This is a genomic window from Thermomicrobiales bacterium (assembly GCA_023954495.1).
Taxonomy (GTDB): domain Bacteria; phylum Chloroflexota; class Chloroflexia; order Thermomicrobiales; family CFX8; genus JAMLIA01.
This window is the reverse complement of the sequence record JAMLIA010000027.1, coordinates 1-18,556: the sequence shown is the minus strand read 5'-3', so window position 1 is coordinate 18,556 and position 18,556 is coordinate 1. Positions and strand designations below refer to the sequence as shown.

At 62.5% G+C, this 18,556-nt stretch carries 18 protein-coding genes and 1 tRNA gene; 16 read left to right on the top strand and 3 right to left on the bottom strand.

Annotated elements, in window-relative coordinates; genetic code table 11:
- The first annotated feature begins 84 nt into the window (after window positions 1–84).
- The 5 genes from M9890_07325 (at window position 85) to M9890_07305 (ending at window position 4,268) form a co-directional block, all read left to right on the top strand.
- Window positions 85–1,260: an aminotransferase class V-fold PLP-dependent enzyme gene (locus tag M9890_07325; protein ID MCO5176765.1), complete on the top strand. Its 1,176-nt coding sequence runs from the start codon at window positions 85–87 to the stop codon at window positions 1,258–1,260.
- Window positions 1,261–1,321: 61 nt separating this feature from the next.
- On the top strand, window positions 1,322–2,143 hold the full coding sequence (locus M9890_07320) for a creatininase family protein (GenBank protein MCO5176764.1): 822 nt from the start codon (window positions 1,322–1,324) through the stop codon (window positions 2,141–2,143).
- 3 nt (window positions 2,144–2,146) lie between these two features.
- Window positions 2,147–2,947 (top strand): polysaccharide deacetylase family protein, encoded by an 801-nt coding sequence (locus tag M9890_07315; protein ID MCO5176763.1) that lies wholly within the window; start codon window positions 2,147–2,149, stop codon window positions 2,945–2,947.
- A gap of 5 nt (window positions 2,948–2,952) precedes the next feature.
- On the top strand, window positions 2,953–3,606 hold the full coding sequence (locus M9890_07310) for an RDD family protein (protein MCO5176762.1): 654 nt from the start codon (window positions 2,953–2,955) through the stop codon (window positions 3,604–3,606).
- A gap of 281 nt (window positions 3,607–3,887) precedes the next feature.
- Entirely contained in the window at window positions 3,888–4,268 is a 381-nt protein-coding gene (locus M9890_07305; GenBank protein MCO5176761.1) for an RDD family protein, read from the top strand.
- 78 nt (window positions 4,269–4,346) lie between these two features.
- Here the strand turns inward: M9890_07305 and M9890_07300 are convergent, their stop codons facing one another.
- Complete coding sequence (locus M9890_07300; GenBank protein MCO5176760.1) at window positions 4,347–4,895, bottom strand: MotA/TolQ/ExbB proton channel family protein; 549 nt, start codon at window positions 4,893–4,895, stop codon at window positions 4,347–4,349.
- Window positions 4,896–5,064: 169 nt separating this feature from the next.
- Between M9890_07300 and M9890_07295 the strand changes: the two genes are divergently transcribed.
- From M9890_07295 to M9890_07275, 5 genes are all read left to right on the top strand, one after another.
- Entirely contained in the window at window positions 5,065–6,693 is a 1,629-nt protein-coding gene (locus tag M9890_07295) for an amidohydrolase (protein ID MCO5176759.1), read from the top strand.
- A gap of 65 nt (window positions 6,694–6,758) precedes the next feature.
- Complete coding sequence (locus tag M9890_07290) at window positions 6,759–7,154, top strand: endonuclease domain-containing protein (GenBank protein MCO5176758.1); 396 nt, start codon at window positions 6,759–6,761, stop codon at window positions 7,152–7,154.
- A gap of 68 nt (window positions 7,155–7,222) precedes the next feature.
- Complete coding sequence (locus tag M9890_07285) at window positions 7,223–8,818, top strand: amidohydrolase (protein MCO5176757.1); 1,596 nt, start codon at window positions 7,223–7,225, stop codon at window positions 8,816–8,818.
- 33 nt (window positions 8,819–8,851) lie between these two features.
- Window positions 8,852–9,580, top strand: a complete 729-nt coding sequence (locus tag M9890_07280; protein MCO5176756.1) for a metal-dependent hydrolase — start codon at window positions 8,852–8,854, stop codon at window positions 9,578–9,580.
- A gap of 19 nt (window positions 9,581–9,599) precedes the next feature.
- Window positions 9,600–9,956 carry a hypothetical protein gene (locus M9890_07275; protein MCO5176755.1) on the top strand — a complete coding sequence of 119 codons (357 nt, stop codon included), beginning with the start codon at window positions 9,600–9,602 and terminating at the stop codon, window positions 9,954–9,956.
- Here the strand turns inward: M9890_07275 and M9890_07270 are convergent.
- Window positions 9,945–10,982 (bottom strand): flippase-like domain-containing protein, encoded by a 1,038-nt coding sequence (locus M9890_07270; protein MCO5176754.1) that lies wholly within the window; start codon window positions 10,980–10,982, stop codon window positions 9,945–9,947. The two genes, M9890_07275 and M9890_07270, sit on opposite strands and share 12 nt — an antisense overlap.
- A 167-nt stretch (window positions 10,983–11,149) precedes the next feature.
- Between M9890_07270 and M9890_07265 the strand changes: the two genes are divergently transcribed.
- Window positions 11,150–11,222: transfer RNA gene (locus M9890_07265), tRNA-Arg, on the top strand.
- Between the two features lie 16 nt (window positions 11,223–11,238).
- On the opposite strand, the gene M9890_07260 is transcribed toward M9890_07265, so the two are convergent.
- Complete coding sequence (locus M9890_07260; GenBank protein ID MCO5176753.1) at window positions 11,239–11,526, bottom strand: hypothetical protein; 288 nt, start codon at window positions 11,524–11,526, stop codon at window positions 11,239–11,241.
- A gap of 132 nt (window positions 11,527–11,658) precedes the next feature.
- On the opposite strand from M9890_07260, the gene M9890_07255 reads away from it, so the two are divergent.
- From M9890_07255 to M9890_07235, 5 genes are all read left to right on the top strand, one after another.
- Window positions 11,659–12,588 (top strand): YihY/virulence factor BrkB family protein, encoded by a 930-nt coding sequence (locus tag M9890_07255; protein MCO5176752.1) that lies wholly within the window; start codon window positions 11,659–11,661, stop codon window positions 12,586–12,588.
- Window positions 12,589–12,633: 45 nt separating this feature from the next.
- The gene (gene moaD / locus M9890_07250; protein ID MCO5176751.1) at window positions 12,634–13,335 is read left to right on the top strand and encodes a molybdopterin converting factor subunit 1; all 702 of its coding nucleotides are present in this window, start codon (window positions 12,634–12,636) and stop codon (window positions 13,333–13,335) included.
- Window positions 13,336–13,471: 136 nt separating this feature from the next.
- Window positions 13,472–14,926 carry a M20/M25/M40 family metallo-hydrolase gene (locus M9890_07245; GenBank protein MCO5176750.1) on the top strand — a complete coding sequence of 485 codons (1,455 nt, stop codon included), beginning with the start codon at window positions 13,472–13,474 and terminating at the stop codon, window positions 14,924–14,926.
- A 234-nt stretch (window positions 14,927–15,160) separates the two neighbouring features.
- Entirely contained in the window at window positions 15,161–15,823 is a 663-nt protein-coding gene (locus tag M9890_07240) for a phosphatase PAP2 family protein (GenBank protein MCO5176749.1), read from the top strand.
- Between the two features lie 1,625 nt (window positions 15,824–17,448).
- Window positions 17,449–18,556 (top strand): AarF/UbiB family protein (locus M9890_07235; GenBank protein MCO5176748.1); only part of this gene is annotated, 1,108 nt, incomplete at its 3' end.

Here is an 18,556-nt window from a genome sequence, read left to right as displayed (position 1 = left end):
GCGGGCAGCGGCGAAAGCGGTTAGGATGCGCGACATCGACCGTATTCCGACAGTCACCACGACCCGCAGCGATGAGGAGGACACGTGACGGTAACGACTGACTCCAGGGTCGCCTCGATCCGCGAACAGGTGCCCGCAGTCCTGGGCAAGGCGTACCTGAACACCGGCACCAACGGCCCGCTCCCGCGAGTTGCGGCGGAAGCGATGGCCAACATGGCCCGCGCTGAGTTCGAGGACGGCCGCATTCAGATGGGCGGCTGGGAAGCCAAGATGAAGCTCAAGCCAGCTGCGCGAGATGCGGTCGCGCGGGCACTCGGTGTCAAGGACAGCGAAATCGCGCTGACCGAGCTGACGACCGAAGGCATGAACATCATGATCCACGGCGTTGACTGGCAGCGCGGCGACGAGGCGATCATCACCAACCTGGAGCACCCGGGTGGACAACTGCCGCTCTATGTCGTGGCTCGTCGCCACGGCGTGCGCATCAAGCTCGCCGACCTCGGCGTTGGAGATGGTGATGTCGCCGGCAAGATCGAGCGCCTCATCACGCGCCGCACGCGCGCGCTCATCATCTCGCACCTCGCCTGGAACACCGGCGCAGTCCTGCCGCTCAAGGAGATCGTCGACGTCTGCCGGCGCAACGACGTGCTCGTCCTGGTTGATGCTGCGCAGTCGGCCGGTTCGCTCGATCCGAAGCTGTACGAGAACGATCCCGACGGCTACGCGATGCCGGGCCAGAAGTGGCTCTGCGGTCCGGAGGGCACCGGCTCGCTCTGGATCCGCGAGGAGCGCCTCTCGTGGTTCGAGCAGACCTACGTCAGCTACTTCAACGCGATGGGCGGGCTCGATACCGCCGGTGGCTACCTGACCCCGACGCCCGGCGCAGCACGATTCGACCGCATCGCGACCTACTATCCGCTCATCGCCGGACAGGCAGCAGCCACGCAGTGGCTTGTCGATGATGTCGGGATGGACTGGATCTACGACCGCATCGCCGCGCTCGGCCAACTGGCGCACAAGACGCTCTCAGCAATTGACGGTGTCGAGGTCATCACTCCCTCGTCGCGCATGGCCGGACTGATCACGTTCAATCTGACCGGCGTTGCGCCCGGCGACCTCGTTGCGGCGCTGGATCAGCGTGGTTTCATCCTGCGCACGATTCCGTCGCCCGCCTGCGTGCGACTCTCGACCGGCTTCTACAATACCGAGGAAGAAATTCAGCAGCTCGGCGCGGCTATCGAGGAGATCCGCCGCGGGTAGGTCACAGACCTATGCCGACGATCGGTCGTCCCACGCGGTCGACACCACAGAGGAGCAGAGAATGAGCGAGTCAACGAAAGATCTGGTACTGGCGAACCTGTCGTGGCCGGAAGTCGATGAGATCATCGAACAGGTCGAAGTCGTGCTGCTGCCGGTCGGCTCGAACGAGCAGCACGGACCGAACCTTTCGCTGAGCATGGACATCGCCGCGTCCTACGAGTTCTGCCGCCGCGCCACTGAGCTAGCTCATCCGCGCTTGCTGGTCGCGCCGCCAATGCCGTGGGGCGTGTCGTTCCACCATATGAACTTCCCTGGCACGATCACGCTTGCGCCCGAGACGTTCGTCCAGGTGCTGGCCGAGGTCGTGTCGTCGCTCTACGAGCATGGCTTCGAGCGCTTCCTGATCGTCAACGGCCATGGCGGCAACATCCCGGCGCTCGGCGTCGCGACCGTCCGCATCAAGGAAGAGATCGATCCGACGTTCATTGGTGCCTGCTCCTACTTCTCGTTCGCTGATCCGGGTCTGGCCGAGAAGCACGACAAGACCGGAATCACCGGCCACGCTTGCGAGATGGAGACGTCCGTCGCCAAGGCACTGGTGCCGCAGGTCGTGAAGGAAGATGCATTGGCCGCCGGCGAGCTCACCGATCTCACCTACGAGTTCCGCAAGACGCTGCAACGCTACAACGTGAACGTGCCGTATCGCTTCGATGAGTACACCCGCAACGGCGCGCTCGGCGACGCGCGACGCGCGACGCTCGAATACGGCAACGACATCATCGAGACCGGCCTGAAGAACTTCGTCGCCTTCACTGAAGAGCTGGTCGCCTGGACTCCGCTCGACCTCGGCGATGAGTTCGCAACCTACGACGAGGATGAGTAGCGAATGGTTGACGGACCAGGCCGTTGGCCTGCCAACTTCCGCTCGGCATTGATCGTCAGCATCGACGTCGATGGGATCTACGGCGAGGTCAACCACCACGGCCCGGATGACTTTTACTGGCGGTCGCAAGCGGAATACGATCTGGAAACCGGCGTCTGGCGGCTCATTGAGCTGCTGGACGACCGGGGGGTCGCCGGCACGTTCTGCTGGGTCGGCCGCTGTGTGGAAGACCGACCAGACGCGGTCGCGCGCGCCCACCAATCGGGGCACGAGTCGGCGATCCACTCATGGGACCATCGCTACTACACGCCGATGACGCTGGATGAGCAGATCGCTGACATGTCACGCACGATCGACGCGATCGAGCGGGTGACCGGCCAGCGCCCGACCGGCCACAAGACGCCCGCCTGGCGCTACAACGACCAGACAACTGCCGCAGTGCAGCAATTGGGCTTGCGCTGGCAAATGGATGTTGCGCGCTCCGACCTGCCCTGGCTGGAATCGCCGCTCGCTGATCGCGACCCGGTCGTGCACCTGCCACCGTCGCGCTTCTACGATGACTACACCTACTTCGTTGACTGGACGGTGAACCCACGCCACGCCGCCGAGTTCTGGCGTGATGATCTCGATGTGCTGCGCGACGAGGGCAAGCTGCTCTGCCTGACGCTGCATCCCTGGGTCAGCGGACGCCCTGGGCCATCGCGCGCGCTGGCCAACCTGCTCGACTACGCAATCGACCAGGGCGACATCTGGATCGCTCGTGCCGATGACGTTGCGCGCTGGTGGCTGGAGCAAGAGAGGTAGGCCGCGTGGATCAATCGTCCGCGAAATTTTGCAGCAACTGCGGCGCACCGCTTAGTTCGGACGCGCGCTTTTGCCACGTCTGCGGCGCGGCTGTCGTCGCTTCGCCAACTCCCTCAACTCCGGGCAGGGCCGAAGCATCGACGCCGACGTTCACTCCACCGGCCTATCAATCACCGACCTCTGAGACGACGCAGGCGAGTCCACAATCCTGGCCGACGAGCATCCCGGTCACAACGGCATACGCCTCGTTCGGTGAGCGCTTTATTGCGCTCATGATTGACTGGATCATCCTGACACTGATGTTCTGGGTCGTTGGATTCGTCATGGCGGTCTTCGTATACGTCGTCGTGGGCAACTCGGACATGGCCGACGCGCTGGCCGGACTCGTGGTGGTGACGGCGGTGTTCGTCATCCACTGGATCTATTTTGCCCTGCAGGAGAGTTCCGCGAAGCAGGCAACGTTCGGCAAACGGGCGATGAAGATCATCGTCACCGAAGAGCAGGGACAGCGCTTGACCTTCGGTCGAGCCAGTGGCCGTGCATTCGCCCGCCTGCTCTCCGGCATGTTCTTCTCGGTCGGCTATATCATTGCCGCCTTAACAGCACGCAAGCAGGCGCTGCACGACCTGATCGCCAATACCCTGGTCCTCAGGAAGTAACCGGCACTTGCAGCAACGTGTCGTAAGAGACACATGCCTTGTGCGACACAGCATCCTCGCGATACAATTCATTCGTAACTTCAAATGTCGGCCCGAGCATAATTGGGAGCGAAATGTTCTGCATGAATTGTGGTGCGTCGCTTGATGCGAGCGCGCGCTTTTGTACAAGCTGCGGTCAGGCTGTTGCGACAACTGCTTCTGTGCCGCCAGCACCCAGCTTTGCGTCTGCTGTTCCGCTGGCTCAGGCGGGACCACAGCCGACTGTCGACAGCACCAGCCACGTGGGATCCAAGTCGTACGCGGGGTTTTGGCAGCGGGCAGCCGCCGCTGTCATCGATGGCATCATCGTGTGGGTTGGCCTGGCTGCTCTTGTCGGAACTCTGGATGATCTTGGTTTTTTTCTCGGACTCGTTGGAGTGTGGCTGTACTTCTCCCTCCAGGAATCTTCTTCGTACCAGGCGACACTTGGCAAACGCGCGCTTGGCATCATCGTAGCGGATCAGTTCGGGGTGCCACTGACATTCGGCCGGGCAACCGGGCGTTTTTTCGCCAAGTATCTTTCCGGCATGTTCTTCGGTATTGGCTATCTCATCGCTGCATTCACGGCTCGCAAGCAGGCCCTGCACGACATGATTGCATCCACAATCGTGCTTCGCCGCTAATTCATCTCGATTCAGACGCAAGAAAAGGGGACGCACGAAGCGTCCCCTGAAGTTCTCTGTGGTTCAGCTTGGTCGAGCCTAGGCCAGCGCCCAGGCAGCGAGCCCGAACGGCAACAGTATTATTGCTACGACGATGCCAGACAGAATCGCGGCGATCAGCCCAGTCGCGATCGCGCGTCCGGTTGACATCTCCAGCGCCGCCTTGAGACCAACGATGGCGGTGACGATGCCCCAGATGCCACCGATGAACCCGAGCAGCGGGCCAATGACGGCGATCAGGCCGAAAACGGACAGCACGCCCGGAGCCTGAGCGAAGCCCATGACACGCAGCAACTCGCCCGGCGTCGCCGCAGTGTATTTGCCCGGAATCAATCTCGTGCCGACGAAATAGGCGACGAAAGAGAAGATGATCCAGCCAATGATCGCGCCGACGATTCCGCCAATCAGGCCGCTCACACCGTTATCGCGAATCGCACCGATGCCGCCGGCTGCAGCAACGATCGCAACGACAATCAGCGCCTGGGTCGTCGCATCCCGATCGCGCTCAATCTCCTCATAGGTCGGTCCATCGAGCTTCATGACGCCGATCATGCGATCGACAATGGAGGACCCGACAGCAGGCTGCACAGCTGCATCCCTTCAATACACACCAGTATCTGGTCAGTGTGTTCGTACACGATGAGCACATCTTCCACGATTTCCACTGTATTGTCCAGTACCTGCTTGTCAGGCAGCCTGCGCGCAGGCTGACGTATCATGCGCTACAGAGTGAGGACGACGAGGGAAGGGAATCGCCATGCTGGTTTGGGATCGTGATCGCTCGCCGTCTGTCGGCGATGTTATCTTCGTGAATGGCCATGTGCTGACCGGCGAGCTGGAGTCGAGCAACGCGACCGGCGTCGCGATCCGCGTCGGCAAGGTCGCCGCAGTAGGCTCCGATGCGGATGTGCTGGCCTGGCGCGCTCCGGGCGTTGAGATCGTGGATCTGGCGGGTCGCACCGTCGCCCCCGGCATGAACGATGCCCACTGCCACCCGCTCTATACCGGCGCTGCGATGCACAACATCGACGCCGGCACACCGCCGAACCGTACGGTCGCTGACATCGTCGCGAAGATCGCCGAGCGCGCGCGCGCGACACCCTCGGGCGACTGGGTGCAGGCACGCGGTTACGATCAGGCGCGGCTCGATGACCAGCGCCACCCGACCCGCGATGATCTCGACCCGGTGTCGCCGGATAATCCCGTTGTCGTCGTTCGTGCCTGTGGCCATATCGGCGTCGCCAATTCGCGGGCCCTGGCGCTGGCTGGCATTACCGCCGCGACCGATGACCCGCCGGGCGGCACAATCGACCGCGACGAGCACGGCGAGCCCACCGGCGTTCTGCGCGAAGCGGCGCTGCAGATGGTCCAATCCCAGATTCCGCCGCTGACCGTCGAACAGATGAAGGAGCTGCTGCTCCTCGCCGGGCAGGATTTCCTGTCCAAGGGTGTCACGAGCTGGGCCGAGGCGGGTGTCCGCACGCCAGAGCACATGCGCGCCTACATCGAGCTGCGTAACGATGGCCGCCTTCCGCTGCGAACCTACCTGATGATGATGATTGACGAGACGCTCGATAATCTCATCTCGCTCGGCATCAAGACCGGATTCGGCGATGCGTGGCTGCGGATCGGACCGGCGAAGTTCTTCCTCGATGGCTCGATCGGCGGTCGCACGGCGCGCATGTCGCAGCCGTACCTTGGAGAAGAGACGAACGTCGGTCTCTGGATGGACGACGACATCGACGCCGTCAAGGCGCGCTTCATCAAAGCTCATAACGCCGGATTCCAGTGCTGCGCGCACGCGATCGGCGACGCCGCGATCTCGCTGCTGCTCGACGCCTACGAAGAAGCACTAGCCGAAACGCCACGTCCCGACCATCGTCACCGCATTGAACACTGCTCAATTATCGACTACGACCTGGTCCAACGCATCCAGCGCGTCGGTGCGGTGCCGATCCCCGGCACGACGTTCCTCTACGCCTTCAAGGACGCCTACCTGCAAAACCTCGGACGCGACCGCATCCGCTACGCCTACGGGATGAATACCTTCTACGAGCACGGCATCGTTGCTGCAGCTTCGACCGATGCTCCGGTCGTCGACACGAGCGCCGTCATCGGCCTGCAGACGATGATGACCCGCCGCGCCGAAGATGGCGATGTCATCTGGGCTGAAGAGGCTGTCTCGCTCAACGAAGCCGTGCGCGCCTACACCTGGAACGGTGCCTACGCATCGTTCGAGGAAGACATCAAGGGCTCGTTCGCGCCCGGCAAGCTCGGTGATGCCGTGGTCTTCGAGACCGACATCTCCAGTGTCGAACCGGGTGAAGTCGGGTCGGTGAAGGTCGACATGACGGTCGCAGATGGGCGGGTGGTGTATTCGCGGTAGGAAAGCGGCCCTCACCCCCCGACCCCCTCTCCCAATTCTGGGAGAGGGGGAGACGAAGGATAGATATGGATCGGCGGGAGACCACAAGCGGACGGATTCGGGGGATTCGCCGCAGCAACGATGGCATGGCGCGTGTGCTCTGGCAGCGGATGACACCGGCCGAGGAGTGCTTGTGGCAGAGTCTTCGTGGGCGACAAGTGGCTAACCTGAAGTTCCGCCGCCAACATCCGCTCGGCCCATACATCGTTGACTTCTGTTGTCCCGAAATTCGTCTGATTATCGAGATTGACGGGGAGGTACACGAAACACAAAGAGAATACGACGCAGGCCGAACTGAGACTATTGAGCATTACGGCTACCGCGTCATCCGCTTCACCAATGATGATGTCTTACATCGCCACGGCTGGGTACTGGATACCATCCTGAACCTGATATCTACGCCATCCGAACGGCAGCCATAATCTGAATTACATGACACCCCCTCTCCCAACCGTTGGGAGAGGGGGCAGGGGGGTGAGGGCCAACCACAATGCCAGCAGACGTTATCTATACAAACGGAACAATCTACACGATCGATCGCGCAAACCCGCGCGCCGAAGCGATGGCGACCTTCCGCGATCGCATTCTGGCCGTCGGGAGTGCCGATGAGATTGACGCGCTGAAGGGGCCGGAGACGAAGGTCATCGACCTTGGCGGTCGCGTGTTGATGCCCGGTCTCAACGACAACCATTGCCACCCGCCAATGTACGGCGCAAACCTGCAGCTCGTCGATGCGACGGCGCAGTCGGTCTCGTCGATCGCCGAGATCGCGGAGCGCTTCGGCGCTGCCGCCGCCGCTGCCGCGCCCGACGCCTGGATTCACGGCTGGGGCTACGACGATACGCGCGTCGCCGAAATGCGCCACCCGACGCGCTACGATCTCGACGCCGTTGTCGGCGACCGTCCCGCATACCTGACCCGTACCTGTGGCCACATCGGTGTCGCCTCCAGCGCTGCACTGAGGCTGGCTGGCATCACCCGCGACACGCCGAACCCGCAGGGCGGCGAGATCGACCACGACGAGCAAGGCGAGCCGACCGGCGTTCTGCGCGAGACGGCGCAGCAACTGGTGCGCAGCCTCGTGCCGCCGCCGACGAAGGACGACATCAAGCGCAACCTCATCGTCGCCGGTAAGAAGTACCTCTCGATGGGCATCACTTCGTGGGCCGACGCCAGCATCCGTCGCTCCGACGAGCTGATGGCCTATCAGGAGCTGCGCGAGGCCGGCGAGCTGCCCGTGCGCACCTACACGATGATGCTGATCCACGACACGCTCGACGCACTTGCAGCGCTCGGCATCAAGACCGGCTTCGGCGACGAGTGGCTGCGGATTGGCCCGGCCAAGGTCTTCCAGGATGGTTCGGGTGGCGGCCGCACCGCCGCGATGTCGTTCCCGTATCCGGATGAACCGGACAATTACGGCATTCAGGTCTACACGCAGGACGAGCTCGACGACGCCTTCCTGCGTGCCGCTGCCGCCGGTTTCCAGTGCTGCGCCCATGCTATCGGCGATCGCGCCATCGAGATGATCATCGACGCGATGGACAAGGCGCTCCAGGCGCACCCGCAAGAGGATGCGCGCTGGCGGATTGAGCACTGCGGCCTGCTGCGCGACGACCTGCTCGATCGCATGGTCGAGCTGAAGCTCATCGCCGTGCCGCAGCCGTCGTTCATTCACTATCTCGGCGACTCGTACATTCGCAACTTCTCGCGGCAGACGCTTGAGCTGTCCTACCCGACCCGTGACTGGCTGGATCGCGGCATCCTGGCAATCGGCTCGTCCGATGCGCCGGTCACTCCGGCAGAGCCGTGGGTTGGCATCCGCGCTGCGGTAACGCGCTTAACGCTCGATGGTGACAAGATGGGGCCGGAGCAGGGCGTGTCCGTCGCCGAGGCGCTGGAGATGTATACGATCAACGGTGCACGCGGATCGTTCGAGGAAGCGATCAAGGGTACGCTGGTCGCCGGAAAGCTGGCGGACGCCATCGTGCTCGATCGCGATCCGTTCTCGGTTGATCCCGAGCAGCTCCACGAAGTTCAGGTTGACATGACGATGTCGGGCGGGAATATCGTGTTCGAGCGTTAGGCCCACCCCACGAGCCAGGAGGAGGTAACCCGGATGACAGCGGACAAGCAGGAACAGCAGGAGCAAGCGCCGGAAGTAACCTTGCGCTACATCGGTCACTCAGCGTTCACGCTGGAATCCGACGGCAAGGTGATTGCCATTGATCCGTTCATCACCGGCAATCCGGTGGCGACGATCACCGCCGACGATATCCAGCCGGATGTCATCCTCCTGACTCACGCCCACGACGACCATGTCGGCGACACGGTCAAGCTGGCCGACAAGACCGGTTGTCCCGTCGTCGCTCAGGTTGAGCTCAGCGGCTACCTGGCCGGCAAGGGCTGCGAGACAATCACACCGAACTACGGCGGCACGGCGGCGTTCGATGGCGGCACGGTCAAGCTCACACCGGCCTGGCACACCTCGCACCACTCCGAAGGCGGTCCGCTTGGCCAGCCATGTGGCTTGATCGTGCGCTTCGCCGGCAAGACGATCTATTTCGCCGGTGACACGGCTCTGTTCCTCGACATGCAGCTCATCGGCGATGAGGGTATCGACGTCGCCATTCTGCCGATCGGTGACTTCTTCACAATGGGTCCCGACGATGCGGTCAAGGCGACGCGCTTCGTGCGGCCCAAGGTTGTTATTCCGTGTCACTACAACACCTTCCCGCCGATCAAGCAGGATCCTGAAGAGTTTCGCAAGAAGGTTGAAGAGCAGACCAGCGCGAAGTGCGTCGTGATGGCACCGGGCGAGTCGTGGACGGTGACGCTCCAGGAATAATGTCGAAAGGGCTGGGAGGATGAGCGACCGGGAGACTGTCTCGGCGGAGATGGCCAGAACGAAATTCCAGCGCAAGGTCGTGGCGCGGCAACCGCCGGACGCAGTTCTCGACGCCGCCGTTGCGTATTTCACTGAGCGCGGCTACCGCTCCGGACGGACCGGCAGGCCGAATCAGGCGTTCGTCATGGGTGGCCGCGAGGGCGTGTTGCCGCGTGTCACCGCCGAGATCCTCGTGCAGGCAAACGTCGGCAAGGGCAAAGTGACGATGGTGACCATCTCGGGGTTCGGAGAATCGCTCTCGACGCACCTGGCGGAGTTTGCTGCTTCGCTACGCGCCCGCCGACCGCCAGCCGCCGGGAAGACGTCAGTCGACTAGCTGGCCGGAGTTCGCTTCATCAGGAGTCGACTCCGGGTCGTTCTGCCCCCAGCGCAGCAGCGCATCCCAGATCTGATGCTCCTTGATGAGATACCCCACGCCGAGAATTACCGGCGGCAGGAACATCACCAGATGCGTCAGGATGGCGAAAGACACCGCCGGGCCGCGCGGCGCATCGTAGACGGTTACCAGCGCCTCGACGAGGACAGCGTGGTAGACGCCCACGAAGCCGGGCGACGATGGGATGACCATCGACAGGGCCGACATGGTCAGGATGAAGAGCGCCGCCGACAGCGAGCTGGGCAGATCGAAGGCGCGCAACATGGCCCACATCGTCAGCCCACCGGTTAGCCAGGTCACCAGTGAGAGCAAACCGGCAGCTCCGGTCGCGCGAATTGATCCAAGCACGCTGAAGCCGTCGATCGCCGCCCCCGAGAAATCTTCGATCTTCGCCCACAAGCGGCCGCCAGTCGCGCTGCTACGGCGTGCGAGCACACGTTGGATTGCGTCGCGCTGCACCCAACTGATGCCGATGGCCAGACCGATCAGCACAACAGCAGCAAGACCGATACCCATGCCCACACGTGCCTCGTACGGCAGCGGCACAAACGGGATCAGGCAAGCCATGATGACGATCACGGTCGAAACATCGAGCAAACGCTCGACAATGATTGTCGCCGCCACCTGGAGCGTTCGGAAACCCTTCAGTCGACTGAGCAAGTAGATCCGCGCGAAGTCGCCCAGCCGCAACGGCAGCACCGCCGTCACGGTGTAGCCGATCATCATGATGCCGAAGAGTTCCCCGACCGGCGGACGAAGCGGATGGAAGAGCGCCTGCCAGCGATATCCGCGAGTCACGAGTGAGAAAACAGCCAGCGAAACAGCTGGAATGAGCATCCAGTAATGAGCGTCACGAAACGCCTCCGCGACCTCATTCCGATTGACGCCGCGTGCGACGATAATAAGCGCGACAATGCTGGCGAGTATCCCGATCCAGAATCGCGGGTTGCGCAATGCGCGCGTCATCTGTTGCTATCCTCAGCGATGCACGACCAGTCACCTGCGTCGCACGAGGATACCCGACGGCAGGTGCCGACGTGATCCAGCGAAGCCACCGCGGCTGGGATAGAATTCGCTGTTGGAGATACCTGTTCGACTCCCTTCTGAGCGAGCCGGATGCATGCTCCACGCCCGCCCCCGTAGTTCAGGGGACAGAACGGCGGCCTTCTAAGCCGCATGTCGCAGGTTCGAGTCCTGCCGGGGGCACTCTCACCCGACAACCTTAAGCATCCTCCTCCGGGTTCCAGCGCGCGCGATAGAGCGGGCTGATGCCGCAGCAGGTCTGGAGCGCCTGCTCGATAGCGCGGGCGTCGGCGATGGACGCGGCTTGCATGCGCAGCGGGTCGGCTTCGCGCCGGGCGACGATCAGCTCGGTGCCGCCGCGACTGACGGTGGTGATCTGCGTGCAGTCGATCAGCAGCGATGCGCCAGCGCGTGGCTCCAGCGTGACGGATGAATCATGGATCGTCACGGCTGACCCATCGGTCAGGGTGAATCTGTTTACGGACATCGGTTCTTCCCTTTTGGATATGATCTTCAGGCGTTGAGCACGCAGATAGCCTGGCGTGCTGCATATGTTCGTACAGCAAGTCGCTCGCCGCGACTTCCACGATCCGCGAGTGGTCGAAGGGTTTCTGCCAGCATGCGCCTTCCTGCAGTGCCCTCCGGGGTGCGGAATCAGTACGACCGGGCGCACTCGTTCGTCACGTCCAACCCGATCTATCGCGCATACATGAGCTTTCTGTCTCATGACGGCACCATTTACGCAGCAGCGATTACCTATTTCGCGCTGCTGTCACTGATCCCGTTCGTCATCTTTCTGGTCGCAGTTATCAGTTTTTTCATTCGCGATCCTGATTTGCAGCTGCGGATCACCAACAGCATCATTGCGTATCTTCCGGCTGATGCGAATCTGGATAAGCCGATTGCGAGTGCCGTCGAATCGGTCGCAAATATTCAGAGTACGGTCTTGGCGATTCCAGCCATCATTGGTGCAGCCTGGACAGCCAGCGGTTTCTTCGGCGCGTTGCGTCGTTCGCTCAATCGCGCGTTCGATGTCGCGGTACGGCCATCGATGGTCCATGCGCGGCTGAAGGATCTGGCGTCGGTGCTTGGTCTATCACTACTCTTGTTGTCCTCAACGATCCTGACCATCACTGTCGGTATTTTGCGAACGCGAGCATTCGGCCGGTTCGATTTGCTGTATTCTGACCGGCTCTGGTCAATCTTCTTTGCAGCGCTCCCGGTTGCATTGTCGTTCCTCACCTTCCTGCTCATCTTTCGCTGGGTTCCTCAGCATGGGCTCGGATTGCGCGATATCTGGATTGGCGCGCTATTCTCGGCAATCGGGCTGGAATTTCTCACACGTGTATTTGCCTGGTTTGTTGCGGTGGTTGCCGACAATGATGGGGTCTACGGCGCGCTAGGCGGACTGATCTCGTTCCTCGGCCTCATCTACTTCGCCGCCATGATTGTGATCCTGGCTGCCGAGGTCACCCGCGAGCTTGCTATACGCCGGGCCGTTGACTCCGCCGACCATGTTCCCGATCCACACGCGCCCGGCTCGGAGTAAGGTTGACCTGTCGGAATCGACTGCATCATCTGAAGGGTTTCTCCGTTGAAGATTTCGCTGCGGTTCTTCGCGATCGTCCGAGAACGCATCGGTGAGTCCGAGCGGACCATTGAGTTGCCTGCGGGGAGCACGGTTGCCGATGTAATGGCCTGGGTTGATGGCGAGTTCTCCGAGATCGCGCCGCTGTTCCGGGCGTCAATGGTCATGCTGAATCAGGAGTACGTTGGCCGTGGTGAGGCGCTGAAAGATGGCGACGAGATTGCGTTTATTCCGCCGGTTTCTGGTGGTAGTGACGATCACGTGCGTGTGACCGATGAGCCGCTCAACCAGGTGGCAATTGCGGCCCACGCCGAGCATCCGGGTGCGGGAGCGATCGTCACGTTCGCCGGAGTGGTGCGGGATAACGCACGCGGACGCGGCGTGCTGTGGCTGGATTATGAAGCGTATCCCGAGGCGGCAGAAAAGATGCTGACCCAGATTTGCGCTGAGATGCGCGAACGCTGGCCAGTGCTGGCGGTCGCGATTGAGCATCGCACAGGCAGGTTGCAGATCGGCGAGGCGAGCGTTGTCATTGCCGTTTCCTCTGCGCATCGAGCCGCCGGGTTTGAGGCGTGCGCCTATTGCATCGAACGTATCAAGGAGATCGTGCCAATCTGGAAGAAGGAAGCCTATGCCGACGGCGAGGTCTGGATTGGCAGCGAGGCTGCCTATCAGGTCGAGACTGGCAGAACTCCAGCTCCTCAATAGTGACCCTTGAAAGGCTTGCACTGGAGCGCGCAGGTTGCCTTCGCGAGCTACACGAAAGGCTTGCGCCTGCCCCGAAAGCGGTCTAGAGTGCGCCGAACCGCCAACGGTCTATGGGAATCAGGGAGGGTGACAAGACATGGTGACGCTGGATGACATGCTCAAAATGGTTGAGGACGCGCGGGATGAGGTGATCGAGCTCACGCAGAAGCTCGTGCAGATCCCGAGCGTAAATACGGGAGTCAACGCCGAAGCACCATGGCCGCCGACCGGCAAGCCGGCACCCGGCGAGCCGTATCCCGAGCCGATCGTGCCATTTGATGGCAGCGGCACGACCCGCACGGGCGACGAGCTGCCGGCCGCCGAGCTGCTGCGCGACAAGCTGCAAGCCGACGGCATTGACTCCACGATCTACATCCCGGGCGAGAATCGTGGAAACATCGTCGCCAGCCTCGGCACACCGGGCGCTCGCCCGAAGTTGCTGATGCTGTCGCACATCGACGTCGTGCCGGTCGAGGACGTATCGCAGTGGACGCATGACCCGTTCGGCGGCGAGATCGTCGATGGCCGCCTCTGGGGTCGTGGCGCGTCGGACATGAAGCAGATCGTCGCAGCCGAAACGATGGCGCTCATCCTGTTTAAGCGTGCGGGCGTCAAGCTCAAGGGCGAACTCACCCTGGCGGTCTGCTCGGACGAAGAGTCCGGCGGGGCGTACGGGTTTGGCTGGATGGCGCAGCACTACCCCGAGGTGCTGCGCGCGGACTATTCGGTGAACGAGGGTGGCGGCGCACCGATCAAGGTCGGCGACCGCCTGATCTACCCGATTAACGTCGGCGAGAAGGGGCGCATGGAAGTGCGCATCCACATCGTCGGGCGTGGCTTCCACGCCTCGCAGCCGTGGAAGGCTGACAACGCCATCTATAAGGCCGAGGAAGTTATCCGCCGCATTCGAGGCTACGAGCCGGAAGTCTCGGTCGACAACGCCGCATTCACCGACCTGAAGACGCTGGCCGGTATCGACGAGGCGGTGTCAGTCGACAATCTGGAAGAGGTGTTGGCTCAGGTCAACGAAGTGAACCCGAGCCTGGCGTCGTACCTGCGTGCCGCCAGCCGCATGACCTTCGTCGCGACGATGATCAACGCCGGCGTGAAGTCCAACTCGGTCGCCGAGAACTGCACGATCACCTGCGATGTCCGCTCGCTGCCGCATCAGTCCCCGGCCTACGTGCAGGCGCAGATCGAGAACCTGATGTCCGGCCTCGATGGCGTTCGCGTCGAGGTGATCAACACAGCGGTGTCAAATGCGTCGACCTACGATTCCGAGCTGGCAGACTACATCATGGCCGCCACGAAGAAGGCGATCGGACGCGACGACGTCGAGTTCGTGCCGGGGCTGACCGTCGGCTTCACCGATTCACGATTCGTGCGCCCGCTCGGCAACGTCGCCTACGGCTTCATGCCGGGCCACCCGGATTCCGACCCGAGCAAGTCCGGCGCGCACAACATCAACGAGTCGGTCGATCTCAACTCCATCATGTCGATCACGCGCTACCTGGTTGCGCTCGCCTGGGACACGGTCGTCGACCACGACTAAGCGAGCTTGCGAGTCACGTCATGTTGCAGATGCGAGGGCGCAGCAATGTGCCCTCGTTCTCGTCCTGCATTGAGCAGCCCAGGGTGCAGGTCGTCGGTGCCGATAATGCAGAGCAGTCCGCGCCGACAACCTGCACCCTGGGCTGAATCAGACGAGTGCGAGATGGCAGGAAAAAGGAATGACATTCGACCGAACATATCTCGCTGACCAGAACAGCCCATTGGATACCCCGCCGTGACTGCCAGCACCCACCCCCGAGCCCGGTTCGCGATCGCCTGCGTCCTGCTCGCCGCAGCCATCACGCTGTCGCTGATCGTCGTCGGCCCCGGCACGCTTGCCATTGACCTGCGCATTTCGCACGCCGTCCAGGCATTCGCCTTCCCAGCCGACCGCTGGGTGGAGTTGTTCGGCTACTGGGTCGGTTCGTCAGCGATTGCGGTGCCGTTTGTACTGCTGATCGCCCTGTGGCAGTTTCGGCGGGGCGAGCGTTGGGTTGCGGCAGTGCTGGTTGGCTCCGCCGCACTGCGACCGTTCAACGTCCTGGCGAAGATCCTGATCGACAGCTCGCGACCAACAGCCGAACAGGTCGAGGTGCTCCGGCAGAGTTCTGGTAACGGCTTTCCGAGCGGCCACGTTTACGGCACGGTTCTGATCGCCGGAGCGCTGTTCGTCGTCGCGCCGATGCTCTCAACATCGAGGTTCGGCAGGATCATCATCCGGGTATCTGCGGGTGTCGCGCTGGTCGCGACCGCCTACAGCCGGGTCGTGTCCGGTGCGCACTGGCCCACGGATGTACTCGGCGGTCAGCTCTGGGGCACGATCACGCTGCTGTTGGTGCTTGCCACTGCTGACCGCTGGTTCCAGCGACTGACGCTTCAGACGACTGAACGGCAGTGACGCGAGCCCACATAGCGATACGACAACTGGCGGACCGAACATGAGCAGGACGACGATATCCTCCACGCGCTGGAATGTGTACCCGCTCCAGCCCCAGATCCAGATCAGCAGCGGATACGCCGCCATCGCACCGACCGACCAGGCGATGGTGCGCGCTGCAGCCCAGCGCGAAGCGGACAAACCAGAGAGCGCAACGAGCCAGATGAGATACCAGCTGCGGAAATTCATCGTCGCGAGCAGCAGGAAGATGAAGATGACCTCGAACATGGCATCCGGCAGTCGCTCCGGCCGCTTCATCAGCCGCCACACCCACACCAGACCGGCAATGGCTACGGCGAGCCAACCCACCGTCTGGACGATACGGAACGCATTCGGCTCGGTGAAGAAATACTGCAGTTCCCGAATCGCGATCGAGGCGGGCGATGTCGCGTAGATCCTGCCTTGCGCGGCGATGCTCGCGCGAATCGCGCCGATGTCGTAGAACGGAGCCAGGCCGCCGACGAGGACAATTGCGCTCATCATGATGGTCAGCACCGACGTGCGGCGCAGCGTGCCGTGCGCTCGTGCATGCTGGAAGACTGCAACCGCAGCGAGAGGCAGCAGTATCAGCGCAACGTACTTCAGCAAAACGGCGGCAATGAGTATCGGTATGACCAGTCCGATGCGGCGGTAGCGCCACGCTACAACGCTCGCGACCAGCAGCAGGGCGACGACCGTATCGTTATGCCCGTTGCCGATGCCCTCCCAGAGAACGAGCGGATTCCAGAGAAACAGCAGCGCCGCCGCTGCTGGACGCCCCGATGGTTCCTGCGACGCTCCTTTCGCGATGAGCCAGCCGGTTGCGAGAAACGCATTGAACGCCAGCAGCTTGAATCCGAGCAGCGCACGGAGGAGATGGTCCCCGGCCAGCGCCGTGATCGGGGCCGCGATCAGATTCCAGAGCGGTCCGTATGGTGACGTGTGGGTCGCCCACTCGCCACTGACCAGCCGGTGCCACGGGTCCATCGGGTATGCGTTCGGCGTCACCGCGATTGGGTCAACACCATACTCGGTGAAGAGCCGCGAGCGTGCCGCGTACATGTGCAGGTCGGTGGCGTTGACCGGGTACATCGCGACAAGGAACAGGCCGGCGATAGCTGCTGCCGTCAGGACGATGACGAGCGCGATCTGCTGGTTACTGCGGCGTGCGACGATGTACCCGCTGATGTTGATGAGGAACCACGCCACCATCCCGGTCACAAAGATCTGGAACGATCGGGTACTGTAGTTGGATAGTTGCCCGATATCTCTGAGTTCCCAGGTGTGCTCGGCCAGTGGGTAGCGCAACGCGAAATAGATGGCAGGCACGACCATGCCAACGGCCAGAAGGCTGAGGAATGCCAACGGTCGCCACTCTATAGCTTCCGGCGCTGGTTCGGTTGCTGGCTGCGATGTCTGCCGGGGACTGTCCATCGACACCTTTCCGCGCGGCACAGATGCTGCACTCGGTTCTTGCGCCTCGAAATCGTACCAGCGGCGCAGGTCGTCGATAACGATGCGCGTGATGGCGCGCGAAACTCGTAAGATGACCGTGATCTGGCGCACGGTCAGTCGCGAAAAGGGGCCGGACTCTGAGCGTTCGTATGTTGCGCTATCACCACCGCTACCGGGAGATCGCTGGCGTTGTCTCGCGTCACGGGCTGTGGTGGCTGGTCCAGCAGTTCGGGCTCGATCGCGTCCCGGTGCTCGGGCGTCTCGGCTTCCGCGGCGGTCGCGACGGCGGCGTGTCGCAGGCTGAGCATCTGCGGCTGGCGCTTGAAGAGCTCGGTCCCACGTTCATCAAGCTGGGTCAGATCCTGTCGACGCGCGATGATCTCCTGCCGCCCGAGTATGTCAATCAGCTGAGCAAGCTGCGCGAGAACGCCCCGCCGGTTGAGGCGGACGCGATCATCGCCGTGATCGAACGCGAGCTGGATGGGCAAATCGGTGACATCTTCGCGACGTTTGAGCGCGTGCCGGTCGGCACCGCATCGATCGGTCAGGTCCATGGCGCGACGCTGCCCGATGGCCGCGCGGTCGTCGTCAAGGTGCAAAAGCCGGGCGTACTGGAGCGCATCAACGAGGACCTGCACGTCTTTCATCAGCTCGCGTCGTTCGCGCAGCGCCACTCGCCGCTCGCTGAGCAGTACGACCTGGTCGATCTGGCCGAAGAGTTCAGTTGGACGCTGCGGAACGAGCTTGATTACCTCCGCGAAGGTCGCAACGCCGACGCGTTCCGCGAAGACTTCGCTGAGTCGAACGACCTCGTTATCCCTGAAATCCATTGGGACCTGACCACGAATCGAGTCCTGACAATGGAGCGCATCGAGGGCCTCCGTATCGACAATCTCGCCGCGCTCGATTCCGCCGGGATCGACCGCCCGGCGCTTGCCCGGCGTGCTGCCGGCATCATCCTCGACGAGGTCTTCGTCCACCGCTTCTTTCACGCCGATCCGCACCCGGGGAACTTCGCCGTCTTCAATGACGGGCGCATCGCGGCCTATGACTTCGGCATGGTTGGCAGGTTGAGTGCCCGCAACTCACGACTGCTGCTGTCGCTGCTCTGGGCAACCACGCGCGAGGACGCCGATCGCATCATCGACGCAGCGACGGGTCTCGGCATCATTCAGGGCCGCTTCGATCGGCACGCACTCACGCGCGACATCGAACGCCTGATTGATCGCTACCAGCGCATGCCGGTCGGGGAGATCGATC